Origin of the sequence: Bowdeniella massiliensis, from assembly GCF_023634005.1 — a bacterium.
GTDB classification, from domain to species: domain Bacteria; phylum Actinomycetota; class Actinomycetes; order Actinomycetales; family Actinomycetaceae; genus Bowdeniella; species Bowdeniella massiliensis.
In genome coordinates, this window is the sequence record NZ_JALIQR010000015.1 from 1 (window position 1) to 16,189 (window position 16,189).

The window sequence follows — 16,189 nt, forward strand, 5'->3', positions numbered from 1 at the left end:
AATCAAAGACCCCACCTAAGAACCCCCACCACCAAAACAAAGAAGACCCCCGGAATTTCTTCCGAGAGCCTTCTCGCTGTCAACAATGCTTTGACACATCTGTCAACTATGTCCCGATACAGGACATTGTGGAGCTAAGGGGATTCGAACCCCTGACCTCTTCCATGCCATGGAAGCGCGCTACCAACTGCGCCATAGCCCCGTGAAGCGAGTTCTACTTTACCTAGCGGGACTCGCCATTGCCAAATCCGCAGACCGTGCCGTAGCTCACCACGGCCCCATGTTGTGGACTCGCAATCGCCATCCGGGGCGGTCGGCAAAGATGCCAGATTCAATTTCAGTCCAGTGACAGTTATCGAGGCCGCGGAAGACAGGCTGGGCCGTGTCTTGGACACCCAGCAGGCTGCGCAGCGTCTGGGTGATCGCCGAGCCGTGAGAGACAACGATCAGGGTGCTTCCCCGCTCCCCCTTATCGACATAGTCCATCACTCCTTGCGCCATTCGAGTGCCGACGGCGATCTTCTCTTCAAGCCCAAGGCCCTCGGGAGAACCACCAGCGCGCCATAGGGCGTAAGGCTCGGGGTATTTCTCGGCTAGCTCGGCACCGCTGAGGCCCTCGAATGCACCAAAGCCGCGTTCCCGCAGTCGGATATCGGTCTCGACGATCGCATCGAGGCGTTCGGCGATCGCTTCGGCGGTCGCCAGGGCTCGGGACAGATCCGAGCTGACCATGCGCACAGGCCTGGTATCGAGATATTGGGCGAGCGAGCGGGCAGCGGCAGCGGCTTGCTGACGCCCGACCTCGTTGAGCGGGATATCGATCTGACCCTGGACTCGTCCGTCGGCGTTGTGATCGGTTTGACCGTGCCGAACGAAAACGACTCGATCAGTAGTCACTGCTGTCCTCGAGCGCGTTTTCGCGCGAAAGCTGGGTAATGTCCTCGGGCAGCGCGATGATGGGGCAATCGTGCCAGAGGCGCTCCAGGGCATAGAATTCCCGCTCATCGGCGTGTTGCACGTGGACGACGATGTCGCCGAAATCGAGGAGCACCCAGCGCGCCTCGGCGTAGCCTTCTTCGCGCTTTTGTTTCACGCCGGCGTTGCGCAGCTGGAGCTGGATTTCCTGGACGATGGCTTGCACTTGGCGTTCGTTGGCGCCGGTGGCAACGACAAAGGCGTCGGTCAGGGGCAATCGCTCGGAGACGTCGAGGGCGACGATATTCGTGGCCTTCTTATTCGCCGCGGCGCGGGCCGCCACGATTGCTAGGTCACGGGACTCTTCGGTTGCAGGCACTAGGCTCCTATTGGTGAGGCGATAAGCGTGATGATGGACATGGCAAGGGCAGCGGGGTCCCCGTCGCGCACCTGCTGGGCGGCGAGGAAGACCAGGACGGCAAGGACAACGACGGCGAAGATAATCAGCACGATCTGCAGCCACCGCGGCGTCGTGCGCTCACCCGCTTCGCTTGCGGGTTCACTTTCCTCGGGAAAGCCCGCATGCTCGGGTGCGCCCTGGGCTTGCCGTAGGGAGCGGCGCGAGAGTGGCGCGGGGCTTTCCGCCTCCTCCTCCGATTCCTCGGTTTGGGCCTCGAACAGCGAGACGCGCGGCGGGATTTCCTCCTCCGCCACCTCGTCTTCGGGCTCCGGCTTTCCTGCTGGCGCATCCGGCGGCTCGGGGCTCTGCTCCTCGGCAGTCTCGGGTTCGGGCGAGTCCGGCTCAGGAGCTTCGGGCGAATCCGGCTCAGGCTCGTCTTCGGCAGGGACGGGCACAGGTTCCATCGGCGGCTCTACCGTGATCTGCTCCGGCGTGCTGGCAGGACTCTGCGCTTCATAGTCCTGCGGCCGGAGCGTCTTGATTTCGCCCGTTGCCTGGTCGACGATGCGAACGCCTTGCGCCGTCGTCGGTGGGGCGATGGTGCGATACTTCGGCCCGCGCCTGCGCTTGTCCGCGATCTCGTCTTCGTCGAGTCGGTCAACTAGGGCTTCGCGCAGCGAGCGGCGCGATGGCTCGGGCTCGCCATCGGCGCGCGGCGGCCGGGGCGGGATGAGCTCGCCGTCGATTTCCTCATCGATGGTGAAGGCCTCGGTGAGCGTGAGCTCACCGGTGGCGATGGCGTTTCGCTTGGCTTCTTCTTCCTCGGCCCGGCGGCGCAATTCGCGGCGGGTGAGAGGAGCGTTTTGCTGCTCGGCTTCCCAGCGCTTACGCATTTCCCGGCGCGACAGTGGCGCCTGATCAGCCATCACGCACCTCATTTCGCACGGAACGCTTGCGCGAATACAGCTCGTATTTGGCGATGTACTGCACGACGCCGTCGGGCACCAGGTACCACACAGGTTGACCGGCAGCGACGCGTCGGCGGCAATCCGTCGAGGAAATGGCCATCGCAGGAACCTCCAGCAGGGATACTCCCGCCTCGGGCAGTCCCGCGTCGTCGAGCTCATGGCCCGGCCTGGTCACGCCAACGAAATGCGCGAGCGAGAAAAGCTCATCGGCATCCTTCCAGGTAAGGATCTGCGAGAGCGCGTCGGCGCCGGTGATGAAGAAGAGCTCGGCCTCGGGGTAGGTCTGGCGCAGATCACGCAAGGTGTCGATCGTGTAGGTGATGCCGGCACGGTCAATATCGACTCGGGAGACGGAGAACCGCGGGTTGGAGGCGGTCGCGATGACCGTCATGAGGTAGCGGTGCTCAGGTGTTGTGACATCTCGATCGAGCTTGAAGGGCTGGGCGCCCGTCGGCACGAAGATAACCTCGTCGAGATCGAAGATGTCTTGGACCTCGCTCGCGGCGACGAGGTGACCGTGGTGGATGGGATCGAAGGTGCCACCCATGACGCCGATCCGCAGGCGCGGTCGATCCTGCGGCGGTGTGGTGGACTGTGAAGACGTCGTTGGGGCCATAGCCGACTAGTGGCGAGTCCACACGCTCCGGAAGGCGTAGACCGTGAGTAGGCCGATCATGAGCAACGCAAACGCGATAATGCCGTACATGATGGGCGGCATCGGCAAATCGACGGGCGTGAGGTGTGCAGCTTCAGCGGGCAGCTTCACGAGCGAGCTGGTCATGGTCTGGCCTCCAGGCAGCATGGGTACTTCGACTCCCCCTAGTGTGGCACGAAAGCGCCGCGTCATGCCAGGTGTGCCATCGCGCGAGGGTTAGGCCTCGGCGTACAGGCGCAGCAGGCGCGCAACTTCGGCTTCCTGGGCGGCAGTAGCGGGAGCAAACCAGCGCCGGGAGTCAACGACATCGGGATGCTCGGCCAGATATTCGCGCACAGTTCCCGTGAACACCTTGTTCAGGTGCGTTGAGACGTTGATCTTCGTCATGCCCGCGCGGATCGCGGCCTGCATGCCATCATCGCTCACGCCCGAGGATCCGTGCAGGACGAGCGGCACCGGAACGGCGTCGCGCAGGGCGGTAATGAGATCGAAATCAAGTTCGGCGCCCCGCGTCGTCATTGCGTGCGACGAGCCAACCGCGACTGCCAGGAGGTCGACACCGGTATCTGCGACGAACTGGGCCGCATCACCCGGGTCGGTGCGTGCCGACGGGTCATGCACCCCGTTCTTACCGCCGACCTCGCCAAGCTCGGCTTCGACGCTCACGCCCGCGGCATGCGCGTATTCAACGATGCGGGCGGTCGCTTCGCGGTTCGCATCGTCGGGCAGGTGGGAGCCGTCGTACATCACCGAGGTGAAGCCTAGGTCGATCGCGCGGCGGCACAGCTCTTCGTCTTCGGCGTGGTCGAGGTGGACGATGACTGGGACGTCCGCCGCCTTGGCGACCGAGAGCGTGCCCAGGGCGATCGGCTCGAGCATGCCATCGTGGTACTTGACGGCGTTTTGCGAAATCTGCAGGACGACGGGCCGCTCGGATTCTTCGGCGGCGCGGGTGAAGGTGCGGGCGTTTTCGAGGTGGATGACGTTAAAGGCGCCAAGGCCAGTGCCATCGGCGGCGCACGACTGGGCGACGGAGTGAAGGTCAGTCAGCATCAGAGTTCTTTCGTTGTGACTCGTGGGAGGAAGGACGCGAGGGTTTCGGGGTTGATCCGGCCGGCGACGGGCTCGGCCACCGCCGCCGCGCCGGCTGCCACAAGGTGGGGCACGTCCGCGTCGGTAAGGAGGGTCTCGGCGACATCGCAGCTGGTCAGCGGAGCAGCGCCGGGAAGGGCGGCCACCCGCGGGGCCATGGCGGCGATGGCGGCCGCGACGACCGCGTCGCCGGCACCAACGGTGTTACCGCGCACGTCGGTGTCCAGCCAGGCGTGCACCGTCCGGCGGCCGGGCGCGTGAACCTCCAGGCCCTCGGCGCCGCGCGAGACGATGACGACGCCAGCGCCGGCTTCCTGCAACGCGGCCACGCCACGTGTAATATCCTCGGTTCCCGTCGCCGCGGCGAGCTCGAGGTGATTGGGCTTGAGCAGATGTGCTCCCGCCTCAGCTGCCGCTACGAGGTAGGCCCCGGAGGTATCGGCGAAGACGAGGTGGCCGTCCTCGCGGGCGCGCGAAATGAGCGAGGTGTAGGCGGCCACGGGGCTGCCCGGCGGGATCGAGCCATTGAGCGAGAAGACCGCGCGGGTTCCAGCGGCCGCGGAAATCTCGCGTAGCGTCGCCAGTGTGTCGCTCGTGAGGGCGTGCCAGTCGGACTCATCGACACTCGGGCCGGCCTCGTTGAACGCGGTGGCGCCCGAGTCATCGACGACGGTCGTCGTCGTGCGTAGTGAGCCTTCGATGAGCGTGAAGCGCGCGTCGAGATGGTCGATTCCAGCGAGGAATTCCTGGGCGAGTGCGCCGCCGATAAACCCGCCCACAGAGGCGGCAATCCCGAGGTCGGCGAGGACGTTGGCGGCGTTGAGGCCCTTGCCGCCGGAGATCCGCACGATGTCTGAGACGCGGTTGGCCTCTCCGAGCTGGAGGTTATCGACGCGGTAGGTGACGTCGAGGGCGGGGTTGGGGGTGACGATGTGGATCGGGGCGATCATTGCGGTTCTCCTGGTTCGCGGGCTGTCCCCATCCCATCACAGCCGGCGGGCTCGATCTCGATTTCGCCGGCGGCCACAAGGGCGCGATAGCCGGCCCCCAAGCACTGCGACCAGCTGCCGAGCTTGGCGGGACGCACCGAGGGCATCGGCGAGATTCGGAGCCGATGCGTCAGCGCCTGCGTAAGCGGCTCGGTGAGATCCGCGCCCGCTCGCGCGAGCCCGCCGCCGAGCACGATATCCATCGAACCGAGGATCGCCAGCGTCGTGCCAAGCGAACGTGCCAGCAGGGTCACGGCCACCTCGATTGTGGCGCGCGCGTGATCGTTGCCGGACCTAGCGGCGGCAAAGACCTCTTCGGCACCGCTGATCTCGCGGGCCGGGATCCCGCTGCGGCGCGCATACTGCTCGACGATTCCCGATGCCGATGCGTAGTGTTCCAAGACGACGTCCCGGCCGTGCAGGGAGACGAGCGCTTGCCCGAGCTCGCCTGCATAGCCGTGGTTGTTGAACGTCGTCCCGGCGAGCACGACGGCGGCCCCGATCCCGGTGCCGATGGCGAGGTAGATCATGGTGGGAGAGCCGGTCCCCCACACCATTTCTGCGAGCGCGCCGGAGCGAACATCGTGCCCGAAGGCAACCGGGGCCCCGATTGCTTCCTCGAACATCGCCTTCAGTGGCGCATCACGCCACCCGAGATTCGCGGAGTAGACGCCTATCCCGGCATCCTCATCGACGATGCCGGGCACGGCGATGCCCACATGATTGACGAGTTGAAGCCCCATCTCAACCACCTGCGCACGCAATTCGCGGGCGAGGTCGGCCAGCGTGTCGGCCAGCGCCTGCGGCTCTTGCGGGGTCGGCCTCGTGCGCTGCGCCGCGAGCGCCCCGCAGGGTGCCACGATCCCGGCCTTGATCGTGGTCCCGCCGACGTCGAGCGCAATCGCGTGGGTCATGATGCCCGCTTAGCGTTCGTCGTCAGTAAGAATGACCGACCGGGTGAGGTGGCGCGGCTGATCGGGGTTGAGCCCCTTGGCCTCGGCCCGCGCGACCGCGAGGCGCTGCGCCAACACGAGGTGCGCCATCGGATCGAGGTCGGAGGTCACGAACTCCGCGCCGGTGGCTGCCACCTGGTCCGCGAGGCCCGCGGGGGCCTTGCCAAAGATCCAGGTCAGTCGACCCGGTTGGGCGATGGAGATCGGGCCGTGGCGGTATTCCATTGCGGGGTAGTTCTCGGTCCATGACTGGGATGCTTCCCGCAGTTTCAGGCCCGCTTCGGCCGCAAGGCCGATGGTCCAGCCGGTGCCGAGGAAGGTGATCTGGTCCGCCTCGATCCACGAGGCAGGCAGCTCGGCTTCCAGGGCCGTGCGCGCATCGGCGATCGCTGCCGTGAGATCTTCTCCGAGGCTGGCGCGGAAGAATGCCAGGGCGGAGGTGGCGAATCGGGTCTGGACGACGGATTCCTCGTCCGCAAAGTCAAGGACCACTTCGTCATCGACGACACTGCGTGCCGGGCCGTCGCCGACCGCCGTCAACAGGACCGTCGGCGCGGTGCCGTGCACGGCCTTCAGGACGTCGATGATCTCAGTCGTCGTGCCCGAGCGGGACAGGCAAATGATGCGGTCGTAGTCGCGGTCGGTCGGGAACTCCGTCGCGGTATAGGCATCGGAGATGCCCTTGCCGGCAGCGGTCCGCGCGACGCAGTAGGACTGCGCGATGAACCACGAGGTGCCGCAGCCGATTACAGCTACGGATTCGCCGTCGTGTGGCATGACGGATGCGGACTGCTCGGCGACGGCGACCGCCTGCTCCCACATCGCTGGTTGGGTAAAGATCTCGGTCTCGGTGATGCTCACGTCAGCTCCTATGCGCGCGTCGCATTGTTTTGATCGTTTTCAAACACTTCGATCATATTCGATCACTAGATGATCGGCAACTAGGTGAGTAGGAATGCAAGGATGAGGAAGGTTGGGATCACGAGCACCGTCGTTGCCATGACCACTCCCCTGGCGATGTCCTGCCCGGCTCCCACGCGATGGGCTGCGAGGTAGGCATTTTGGGCGGTCGGCAGGCCCGCCATGCAGGTCACCGCAAAGAGATCACTTCCGCCTAATCCCAGGCCATAGCGAGCAAGAAGGTATCCGATCGCCGGCTGGATCACGAGCTTAATGACCGTTGCGAGCGCAATCGGCGCGGTTGCCGCACGGTAGAGCTTTGGGGACTGGCCCACAAACGACAGCCCGAACGCAATCAAAATGCAGGGAACGGCTGAAGATGCGACGACGTCGACGACGTCGAGGATAACTGCCGGCGGGCGTAATCCAGCAACCGACAGCGCTGCGCCAGCGACAGCCGCCCACACCAGGGGATTCTTCCCGACCGTGATGGCTACCGACCTCACGGTGGGCCGGCGATCGGCGGCGAGGATGTCGGCGAGCACGAAGAGCGTGGGAGTTAGAAACCCCACCTGGAACATAATGACCGGAGCAACGTGCACCGAGGAGCCTAAGACGTAGGTCGCAAGCGGCACCCCAAGGTATGCGGCATTGGCAAGGGAGGCACCCATAGTGCCGATCAAAGTCCGTTCACCGCTTAGGCGCAGCCCCCAGCGACCGATAACAGCAAACATCCCAGCTGCCGCGAGGCCGGAGACCGCCGCGACGATGAGCGGCGCCCCGAGTAGATCGCCCACGTGAGCGTTGAGCAGCGTGAGGAAGACGAGCGCGGGCAGCCCCACGAGATAGACGAGCCGATTGAGCGCGTCTTGCGCGGACGTCGGCATGAGTTTCGTCCGCCCGAGCAGCCAGCCGAGGCCGATGACTGCCCACACCACCGCTAACCCGGATACGACGCCGCTCATACGGCGATCGTGTCACGTCAGCGAGCCGCGCGCCCCGAGCGCCAGAGCGTGAGCGGTACGGACGATCCAGGTGATTGATCCTGTTAAAGTGTGGAGTCAAGGAGTCACTATCAAGCACTGCTGACGGGATCACGGATGAACCGCCATGACCGCCTTGCCTCGATCGCTAGTCACGTTCAACGCTTAGGCAATATTCGGGTCGATGACGTCGTCGAGACGTACGGTGTCTCGCTTGCCACCGCGAGGCGAGACCTCGACCTCTTGGCGGAGCAGCATCTTCTCGTACGAACCCACGGCGGAGCATCGCGCGCGCCGGACTCAGCAACGCTGCCGGTGAACTTCCGCACCGGTCGCGCGGCCGCCGCAAAGAACCGGATTGCTGCCGCGGCTGCGACAGTCGTCTCCCCCGGTTTCGTCGTGGGCCTTAATGGCGGAACGACGACCACCCAGGTAGCGCGCGAATTGGCGGTGGCGAACCTGCCTATGCCGGAGGGGCAGCCACGCCTGACAATCGCGACCAATGCCGTGAATATCGCCTACGAAATGACGGTTCGAGCCGGTATCCGAGTGGTGGTCTCGGGCGGGGTGGCCCGCGCCCATACCTACGAGCTCACCGGCCCCCTCGCCTCCGATTTCTTTGCTGACCTCTGCCTGGATGTCTTGTTCCTCGGCGTTGACGCGATCGACGAACGCGGTGGTTACGCCACGGATGATCGCGAGGCAGCGGTAAACCAGTCGCTTGCTGCAGCGGCCCGCCAGGTCGTCGTCGTGGCTGACGCCGAGAAGCTTGGCCAGCGCGCATTTGCCCGCATTATTCCGGCGCAGCGGATCGACACGCTCATCACCGACGCACCGGCGTCCCACCCCACGCTCGTGGCACTCAGCGAGCGCGGCGTGACCATCATGTCGGTGTAATTTCCACCATTGTTTCTGATCGATTATGATCGGTTATGCTCCATTGAGTCGTCAGTGAGGATATCTCATGCCTGTTTCTCCCCGGACCTATACCGCGTCGTTGGCGCCAAGTAGCGACGGTGGTCGTCTTACGCTCCCCATCGAGGAGGGGATGGATGAGGAAATCCGCGCCCTTGTCGACCGTCTCCGGCCCGACGCCGTACGCAATTCCGATGGGACGGAACTTCCAGACATCGCAGCCGAGCTCGTCGAGAAGGTCTACTCGACGTACTTCCCGGCGCGCGGCGACATGGAATTCGCGCGGGCAAACCCCGAAACCCTGACCCACATGTTCCTCATGTCCGCTCCGATCACGGCGCTCGGCGAGGACGCACTGTCGATCCGGTTGATCGATGGCTACTTCACCGACCAGCTGCGCCCCGATACGAGCGAGGCAGCGCTCGCCTACCTGCAGGTCATCGACCGCACGAGCGGGAGCGAACTCGATCGCAGCGCCTACCGCATCGAGGGCGAGGGCCACGACGCGACCGTCGTCATCACCTCCCCCACGCCCTACCACGTCTACACTGCGGCCTTCCTTGCCGAGCAGGTCTGGGACTCCACCCAGATGTACAACTACATCACCAACGATTGGCACCTGGATCCCAGCCGCGAGAAGGTCCGGCCCTACGAGGTGCGCCTGCCCAAGGTCTGGGATTTCATGCGCGATGCCATCAAGCACTGGTGCGAGGCCCACCCCGAGGTCGACGTCGTTCGGTTCACGACGTTCTTCTACCACTTCACCCTCGTGTTCAACTCCGAGGGCGTCGAAAAGTTCGTCGACTGGTTCGGCTACTCGGCGTCCGTCTCGCCCGAGGCGCTACAGGAGTTCGCCACCGAATACGGCTATGAGCTGAGCGCGGAGGACTTCGTGGACGCGGGCTACTACAACTGCCCGTTCCGGGTCCCCACGAGCGCCTACCGCGATTGGATCGCCTTCCAGCACCGCTACGTCACGGGCAAGGTCAAGGTCCTCGTTGACGCCGTCCATGAGGCCGGCAAAGAAGCCATGATGTTCCTCGGCGATAACTGGATGGGCACCGAGCCCTACGGCGAACTGTTCCCGAGCATCGGGATGGACGCCGTCGTGGGATCGGTCGGCTCGGCGGCGACGTGCCGCATGATCAGCGACATTCCCGGCGTGAAGTACACCGAGGGCCGCTTCCTGCCCTATTTCTTCCCCGACGTTTTTAACCCCGAGGGTGACCCGGTTGGCGAAGCCAACGAATCGTGGCTGACGGCTCGACGAGCCATCGTCCGCTCGCCGCTGACCCGTATCGGCTACGGCGGCTACCTCTCGCTTGCCACCCAGTTCCCCGACTTCATTAACCGCATCGAGGAAATCATTACCGAATTCCGCTCGCTGCACGAGATGTCGGGGGGCGAGCGCCCCGCGACCTCACGCCACAAGGTCGCGATCCTCAATTCCTGGGGCAGCCTGCGAACCTGGCAGACACACATGGTCGCCCACGCCAAGTGGTACAAGCAGATCTACACCTACCTCGGCGTGATCGAGTCCCTCGCGGGCCTGCCCTTTGACATCGAATGGCTCTCCTTTGACGACATCCGCGAGGGCGTGCCCGAGGATATTGCCGTCCTCATCAACGCGGGTGCGGCCGGAACCGCGTTTTCCGGTGGCGATAACTGGGCCGATGAGAAGGTCGTGACGGCCGTGCGGCGCTTCGTCGCCGGGGGTGGCGGCTTCATCGGTGTGGGTGAGCCCTCGGCCTATACCCCGCCGGCGCGGCAGGGCTATCCGCAGGCAGGAGCGGGAGCGATCCTCCAGCTTGCCGACGTGCTCGGTGTCGACCGCGAAACCGGATGGTCGCTCTCGACGAATAAGTACCCGCAGGTAAGCGATCACGAGATCGCCTCCGAGCTCGGCGAGGAGTTGTGGGCCGGGGAACGTCCCGGCGATGTATTCGCTACGACGGCGAGCATTGTGCGGCTGCACGAGGACAGCGTCGATATTGCCGTGAACTCCTATGGCGAGGGACACGCGGTCTACTTGGCAGGCCTGCCGTACTCGGTGGAAAACGCGAGGCTGTTACACCGCGCGATTATCTGGGCCGCGACCGGCGGCCAGGATGACCTGCGCGAGGTGTGGTTCACGAGCGACCCCGCGGTGGAAGTCGCTTTCTACCCCGGCGCCGGCCGACTGTTTGTCTACAACTCCATCCACGAGAGCCGCCAGGCCGTGATCTGCGGTCCGGCCGGAGAGGAACTGGAGGTCAGCCTGCGCGACCTCCAGTCCACCTGGATCGAGCTCGACTAGCGATCCTCGTCCGGATCGGTCCACAGGCCCGCGTCGCGCTCGTGCCAGAGCTCTTCGCGGGCTTCGGTCTTGGCGTCCATCCGCTCGCGGTATTCGCGGCGCCGGTCCTTCGTCGTTCGCCGGCTGCGCTCATCGAGGCGGTTGTCGGTGCCGCGGGCTCCAAGGAGTTCGGCGCCCGTCGTCATCGTCGGCTCCCAGTCGAAGATGACGCCACCGTTCATAGAACCGATGACGACTTCATCGCCGGGCGTGGCGCCGGCCTCGAACAGGCCGTCTTCCACGCCGAGCGTCGTGAGGCGATCGGCGAGGTAGCCGACGGCCTCGTCGTTGGCGAAGTCCGTCTGGCGCACCCAGCGTTCCGGCTTGCTGCCGCGGATCTGGAAGACCGGCTGGCCGCCGCGTTCATGCCGCGTGATGGTGAAGGCGGGCCCCGCCTCCTCGCGCGTGGCGAGCGGACGTAGCACGACGCGTTCTTCCGGTTGCGGTTCTTTCGCGCGGGCGCGCAGCACGGCCTCGCCAAGCGCGTATCCGAGTTCCGTGAGGCCCTCGTGGGTGGCCGTCGAGATCTTGATGACCTCGTAGCCCTGCTCGCGCAGATCCCCCTCGACGAACTCGGCGAGTTCGCGGGCTTCGGGGACATCGATCTTGTTCAGCACGACGATGCGTTCGCGCTCCATCAGCGGGATTGTGCCGCCGGAGATATCGAGATCGGCCGCGTACTGGGAGAGCTCGGCCTCCAGCGCGTTCAGGTCCGAGATCGGATCGCGGTTGGGCTCCAGTGTGGCGCAATCGAGCACGTGGACGATGACGGCGCATCGCTCGATATGGCGCAGAAACTCGAGCCCGAGGCCCTTGCCCTGCGCGGCGCCCGGGATGAGGCCAGGCACGTCGGCGATGGTGTAGCGCTTGTCCCCCGCAACGACGACGCCGAGGTTAGGCACGAGGGTCGTGAACGGGTAATCGGCGATCTTCGGGCGCGCTGCACTCATCGCGGCAATGAGCGAGGATTTTCCGGCCGAGGGGAAGCCCACGAGCGCGACGTCCGCAATCGATTTGAGCTCGAGCACGAGGTCGCGTTCCTCGCCCGGTTCACCGAGCAGCGCGAAACCGGGTGCCTTGCGCTGGGGCGAGGCGAGGGCCGCATTGCCGAGACCACCCTTGCCGCCGGCGGCGGCAATGTACTGGGTGCCAGCGCCCACGAGGTCGGCAAGGACCTGCCCGTCACGTGATTTCACGACGGTGCCATCGGGCACCCGCAAGATGAGGTCCTCCCCGTTGGCACCTACCCGCAGGTCGCCCTTGCCCTGTGTGCCCGAGGTGGCGCGGCGATGCGGCAGGCGGTGGTAATCGGCCAGGGTGGTGATCTGCGGGTCGACCTCGAGAATAATGTTGCCGCCGTTACCGCCATTAGCGCCGTCGGGTCCGCCGAGCGGCTTGAACTTTTCTCGGCGCACCGATGAGCAGCCGTTGCCGCCGTCGCCCGCCTTGGCGTGAAGCGTGACGCGGTCGATGAATGTCGCCATGATGGGCCCTCCTAGGGGTCTGGCTTTTCAACACTAACGGGCGGACAGCCAAGCTGCCCGCCCGTTAGGGTCTGCGCGACGGAAACCGTGCGCGAGTGTCTTAGGCGTCCTGCAGGACGACGTCCACAACCTTGCGGCCGCGGCGATCCGCGAAGCGAACCGCACCGGCTTCAAGCGCGAACAGCGTGTCGTCGCCGCCCCGGCCAACGTTCTGGCCGGCATGGAACTTGGTGCCACGCTGACGGACGAGGATCTCGCCAGCCTTGACGATCTGGCCGCCGAAGCGCTTCACGCCGAGGCGCTGAGCGTTGGAATCGCGGCCGTTGCGAGTAGAGCTCGCACCCTTCTTTGTTGCCATGATGTCCCTCTCTTACTTTTCGGCGCGTTAGCCGTTGTCGATGCCGGTGATCTTCAAGCGGGTGAGCTTCTGACGATGGCCCATGCGCTTGCGGTAACCGGACTTGTTCTTGTACTTCACGATGGAGATCTTCGGGCCCTTGTCGTCGCGGACGATCTCTGCCGTCACGGCGACCTTGGCCAGGTCCTTCGCGCCCGTGGTGATCTTGTCGCCGTCCACGAGCATGAGGGGCGCTAGTTCAACGGAGTCGCCGATCTCGCCGGCCATCCGGTCAACGACGACAACGTCACCGACGGACACCTTCTCCTGTCGGCCGCCGGCCTTGACGATCGCATACACCACGTTGCTGCTCATCTCTGTCGATTCGGGCGTAGCTTAACCGCGATCTGATCGCGGGAGGGCTACGCAATGTTTCTACGTACGAAGCGCCGATTGGCGCACCGAGGATCTAGATTACGTTACTTGCCGCCCGGGCGGCAACCTCCAGATCCCGTTGGGTTGGCTATTTTGTTGTGTCCTTGGGCACGTCGGGCGCGACCGTCGAGCTTGTGGCTCGCCGGGAACGCCGTGCGGGCTTGGACGAGCCCTCACCGGCCACGACGCTCGCGGTACCGGCCGCGATCGTCGGGCTCTGCTCGATGACGACCGGCTCGCTGATCGCATCGGGGGCCTGCGAGGAGGATGTTGCGCGGCGGCGCTTGCGCGGTTTGGACTCCGGCTGCTTCACTTCCGGCTCCAGCTTTTCCTCCGGCTCCGGCGTCCCGTCGACCTTGGCGATGGCCTCGCTGACAGCGCGGTCCTCGGCCTCCTCCTTGGCGTGGCTGCCAGCGGCGGCTGCGGCAATCGTCGCGAGCGTGGCCTTGACGGCCTCGCGGGCTTGCGCTGCGGCGTCGTCATCGGAGATGTCCTCGGAGGCGCCCTTATCAGGTGACGGCGCTGCGTCGTGATTGTGGGAGCTTGTGGACTTCTTCTTGCGGGACCGGCCCGAGCGCTGCTCGCCGCTGGCCTCCTTTTCGACGGGTTCGTCGTGGACGAGGAAGCCGCGACCACCGCAGTGTTCGCATGGCTCGGAAAAGGCCTCCACGAGGCCCTGGCCCACGCGCTTGCGGGTCATCTGCACGAGCCCGAGGCTCGTGACCTCGGCGACCTGGTGGCGGGTGCGGTCCCGCCCCAGACACTCAATCAGTCGGCGCAGGACGAGGTCGCGATTGGATTCGAGCACCATGTCGATGAAGTCAATGACGATGATGCCGCCGATGTCGCGCAGCCTCAACTGGCGAGCGATCTCCTCGGCCGCTTCAATATTGTTCTTCGTAACCGTCTCTTCCAGCGTCCCGCCCTTGCCGGTGAACCGGCCGGTGTTGACGTCGATCACGGTCATGGCTTCCGTCCGGTCGATGACCAGCGAGCCGCCGGAGGGCAGCCAGACCTTGCGGTCCATTCCCTTAGCCAGCTGCTCATCGATCCGCATCGCGGTAAAGACGTCCTCCGACTTGTTCCACTTCTCGATGCGGTCAACGAGATCCGGGGACATGTCCTTGACGTAGCTGGAGACCGTTGAATAGGCCTCCTCGCCCGAGATGACGAGCTTGGCAAAGTCCTCGTTGAAGACATCGCGCACGACGCGCACGGCGAGCTCGGGTTCGCCCTTGAGCAGCACCGGCGCTGACTTGGCCTTCTTCGACTTCTTCTGGATGTCCTTCCAGATCGACATGAGGCGGTCGACGTCGCCGCGCAATTGCTCTTCGGTCGCGCCCTCGGCCGCGGTACGGACAATAACGCCCGAGCCGTCGGGAACGATGTCCTTCAGCAGCTTCTTCAGCCGAGTCCGCTCCGATTCGGGCAACTTGCGAGAAATACCGGTCATCGCGCCGGAAGGGACGAGGACGAGGTAGCGTCCGGCAAGCGTGACCTGGCTCGTGAGGCGGGCACCCTTGTGTCCGATCGGGTCCTTGGTGACCTGCACGAGGACAGAGTCCCCGGAGGACAGCGCCTGTTCGATGCGGCGGGGCTGGCCATCGAGGTTGACGGCATCCCAGTTCACCTCGCCGGCGTACAGCACGGCATTGCGTCCCTTGCCGAGATCAACGAAGGCCGCTTCCATGGAGGGCAGCACGTTTTGTACGCGACCGAGGTAGACGTTGCCGACCATCGAGGTTTGGGTGCGGCGCGCGACGTAATGCTCGACGAGGATGTCGTCTTCGAGGACGGCGATCTGGTTCAGGCCGTCCTTTTCGCGCACGACCATGATGCGGTCGACGCTCTCGCGGCGAGCGAGGAACTCGGCTTCGGTGATGACCTGACGGCGCCTGCCCGCTTCCCGGCCTTCCTTGCGGCGCTGGCGCTTGGCTTCGAGCCGGGTCGAACCCTTCAGCGGGGTGACTTCGGCGCGGGCACGCTCGCCGGCATCGCGGCGCCGACGGCGGCGCGTGCGGCGCGATGAGCCCTGCTCATCGCTATCGTCGTCCTCATCGTCATCGTCCGAGGACTCGTTGGGCTGGGAGGTCTCCTTCTTATCGGAGTCTTGATCGGTGCCCTCTTGCGACTTGCGGCCGCGTCCGCCGCGGCCACCGCGGCGGCGGCGCCGAGTGCTTGAGCCACCGGAGCGGTTCTCATCGTTGTCCGACTCGTCCTGCTCCTCCGCTTCATCTGCGCTGTCGTCCGCATCTTCGTCATCGGAGTCATCGTCGGCAGGCTCGTTGCGCGCCGAGCGCGGGTTGCGGGTGATCTCGGGCGGCTGGAAGAGCAGGGTCGCGGCCGGAATTTCGATGCCAGCCTCGGTCTCGTCCTCTTCGACAGTCTCGTCCTCGTCCGTCACCTCGTCGTCGTCGGCCTTGAGTCCGAGTTCCTGTAAGACGTCGAGTTTTTGATCCTCGGTCCGCTTCTTAGCCGGCGCTTTGCGTCGTGCCGAGGGCGCTGCCGGTGCGGATGAAAAGAGCGGCAAATCTGCCGCGTCGGGCGTAGTGTCCACGCTAGTACTCCTGTCGGCAACGCCGCACACCACGCGCCGATTGGCGGGGGGTGCACCACACAGGTGCACCAAAAGTCTGACAATCAGCCGTATTTCACCAGGAAACGGGCTGGTTCCGATCTGCTGTCTGCAGCGACGATAACTACGGCGCATCAAGCGGATCCGACAGCCACGGCGCAGGTGCGCTACACCGTGGTGCTGGTTGAAAGTATCGCACACTACGGTCCGCTTCTCGCGCTGCGGGACATCGACACGCCGGAGGCGAAAGAAA

At 65.0% G+C, this 16,189-nt stretch carries 16 protein-coding genes and 1 tRNA gene; 2 read left to right on the forward strand and 15 right to left on the reverse strand.

Going from position 1 to position 16,189, the window contains the following annotated elements:
• Positions 1-129: 129 nt before the first annotated feature.
• The 11 genes from MUN85_RS10415 to MUN85_RS10465 all read right to left on the reverse strand — a co-directional run bounded on the left by MUN85_RS10415 (position 130) and on the right by MUN85_RS10465 (position 7,837).
• Positions 130-202, reverse strand: a tRNA-Ala gene (locus MUN85_RS10415).
• Positions 203-267: 65 nt separating this feature from the next.
• A complete protein-coding gene (locus tag MUN85_RS10420; protein ID WP_250506638.1) occupies positions 268-897 on the reverse strand; it encodes a histidine phosphatase family protein in 630 nt (209 codons plus the stop codon).
• Positions 887-1,294, reverse strand: a complete 408-nt coding sequence (gene rsfS / locus MUN85_RS10425) for a ribosome silencing factor (RefSeq protein WP_250506639.1) — start codon at positions 1,292-1,294, stop codon at positions 887-889. Before rsfS ends, MUN85_RS10420 begins: the two co-directional genes overlap by 11 nt.
• Positions 1,294-2,241 carry a hypothetical protein gene (locus MUN85_RS10430; RefSeq protein ID WP_250506640.1) on the reverse strand — a complete coding sequence of 316 codons (948 nt, stop codon included), beginning with the start codon at positions 2,239-2,241 and terminating at the stop codon, positions 1,294-1,296. Before MUN85_RS10430 ends, rsfS begins: the two co-directional genes overlap by 1 nt.
• Positions 2,234-2,899: a nicotinate-nucleotide adenylyltransferase gene (nadD, locus tag MUN85_RS10435; protein ID WP_092565147.1), complete on the reverse strand. Its 666-nt coding sequence runs from the start codon at positions 2,897-2,899 to the stop codon at positions 2,234-2,236. Before nadD ends, MUN85_RS10430 begins: the two co-directional genes overlap by 8 nt.
• Positions 2,900-2,905: 6 nt before the next feature.
• The gene (locus tag MUN85_RS10440) at positions 2,906-3,064 is read right to left on the reverse strand and encodes a hypothetical protein (RefSeq protein ID WP_176780762.1); all 159 of its coding nucleotides are present in this window, start codon (positions 3,062-3,064) and stop codon (positions 2,906-2,908) included.
• Between the two features lie 90 nt (positions 3,065-3,154).
• Positions 3,155-3,991: a class II fructose-bisphosphate aldolase gene (locus MUN85_RS10445; protein ID WP_250506641.1), complete on the reverse strand. Its 837-nt coding sequence runs from the start codon at positions 3,989-3,991 to the stop codon at positions 3,155-3,157.
• A complete protein-coding gene (locus MUN85_RS10450; protein WP_250506642.1) occupies positions 3,991-4,980 on the reverse strand; it encodes a 1-phosphofructokinase family hexose kinase in 990 nt (329 codons plus the stop codon). The genes MUN85_RS10445 and MUN85_RS10450 overlap by 1 nt, the downstream gene beginning before the upstream one ends.
• Positions 4,977-5,933 carry an ROK family protein gene (locus tag MUN85_RS10455; protein WP_250506643.1) on the reverse strand — a complete coding sequence of 319 codons (957 nt, stop codon included), beginning with the start codon at positions 5,931-5,933 and terminating at the stop codon, positions 4,977-4,979. Before MUN85_RS10455 ends, MUN85_RS10450 begins: the two co-directional genes overlap by 4 nt.
• Positions 5,934-5,942: 9 nt before the next feature.
• On the reverse strand, positions 5,943-6,833 hold the full coding sequence (locus tag MUN85_RS10460) for an SIS domain-containing protein (protein ID WP_250506644.1): 891 nt from the start codon (positions 6,831-6,833) through the stop codon (positions 5,943-5,945).
• 80 nt (positions 6,834-6,913) lie between these two features.
• A complete protein-coding gene (locus MUN85_RS10465) occupies positions 6,914-7,837 on the reverse strand; it encodes an AEC family transporter (RefSeq protein ID WP_250506645.1) in 924 nt (307 codons plus the stop codon).
• Between the two features lie 135 nt (positions 7,838-7,972).
• Here MUN85_RS10465 and MUN85_RS10470 point away from each other — a divergent pair, with 135 nt between their 5' ends.
• On the forward strand, positions 7,973-8,752 hold the full coding sequence (locus MUN85_RS10470) for a DeoR/GlpR family DNA-binding transcription regulator (protein ID WP_092565160.1): 780 nt from the start codon (positions 7,973-7,975) through the stop codon (positions 8,750-8,752).
• Positions 8,753-8,819: 67 nt separating this feature from the next.
• A complete protein-coding gene (gene gnpA, locus MUN85_RS10475; RefSeq protein ID WP_250506646.1) occupies positions 8,820-11,066 on the forward strand; it encodes a 1,3-beta-galactosyl-N-acetylhexosamine phosphorylase in 2,247 nt (748 codons plus the stop codon).
• Here the strand turns inward: gnpA and obgE are convergent.
• The 4 genes from obgE to MUN85_RS10495 form a co-directional block, all read right to left on the reverse strand.
• Positions 11,063-12,589, reverse strand: coding sequence for a GTPase ObgE (gene obgE, locus MUN85_RS10480; RefSeq protein ID WP_250506647.1), 1,527 nt, complete (start codon positions 12,587-12,589; stop codon positions 11,063-11,065). The two genes, gnpA and obgE, sit on opposite strands and share 4 nt — an antisense overlap.
• 100 nt (positions 12,590-12,689) lie before the next feature.
• Entirely contained in the window at positions 12,690-12,947 is a 258-nt protein-coding gene (rpmA, locus tag MUN85_RS10485) for a 50S ribosomal protein L27 (protein ID WP_092565164.1), read from the reverse strand.
• Positions 12,948-12,974: 27 nt separating this feature from the next.
• Positions 12,975-13,301, reverse strand: a complete 327-nt coding sequence (gene rplU / locus MUN85_RS10490) for a 50S ribosomal protein L21 (RefSeq protein ID WP_092565166.1) — start codon at positions 13,299-13,301, stop codon at positions 12,975-12,977.
• Positions 13,302-13,449: 148 nt separating this feature from the next.
• Positions 13,450-15,918, reverse strand: coding sequence for an Rne/Rng family ribonuclease (locus MUN85_RS10495; RefSeq protein ID WP_250506648.1), 2,469 nt, complete (start codon positions 15,916-15,918; stop codon positions 13,450-13,452).
• Between the last annotated feature and the right edge of the window lie 271 nt (positions 15,919-16,189).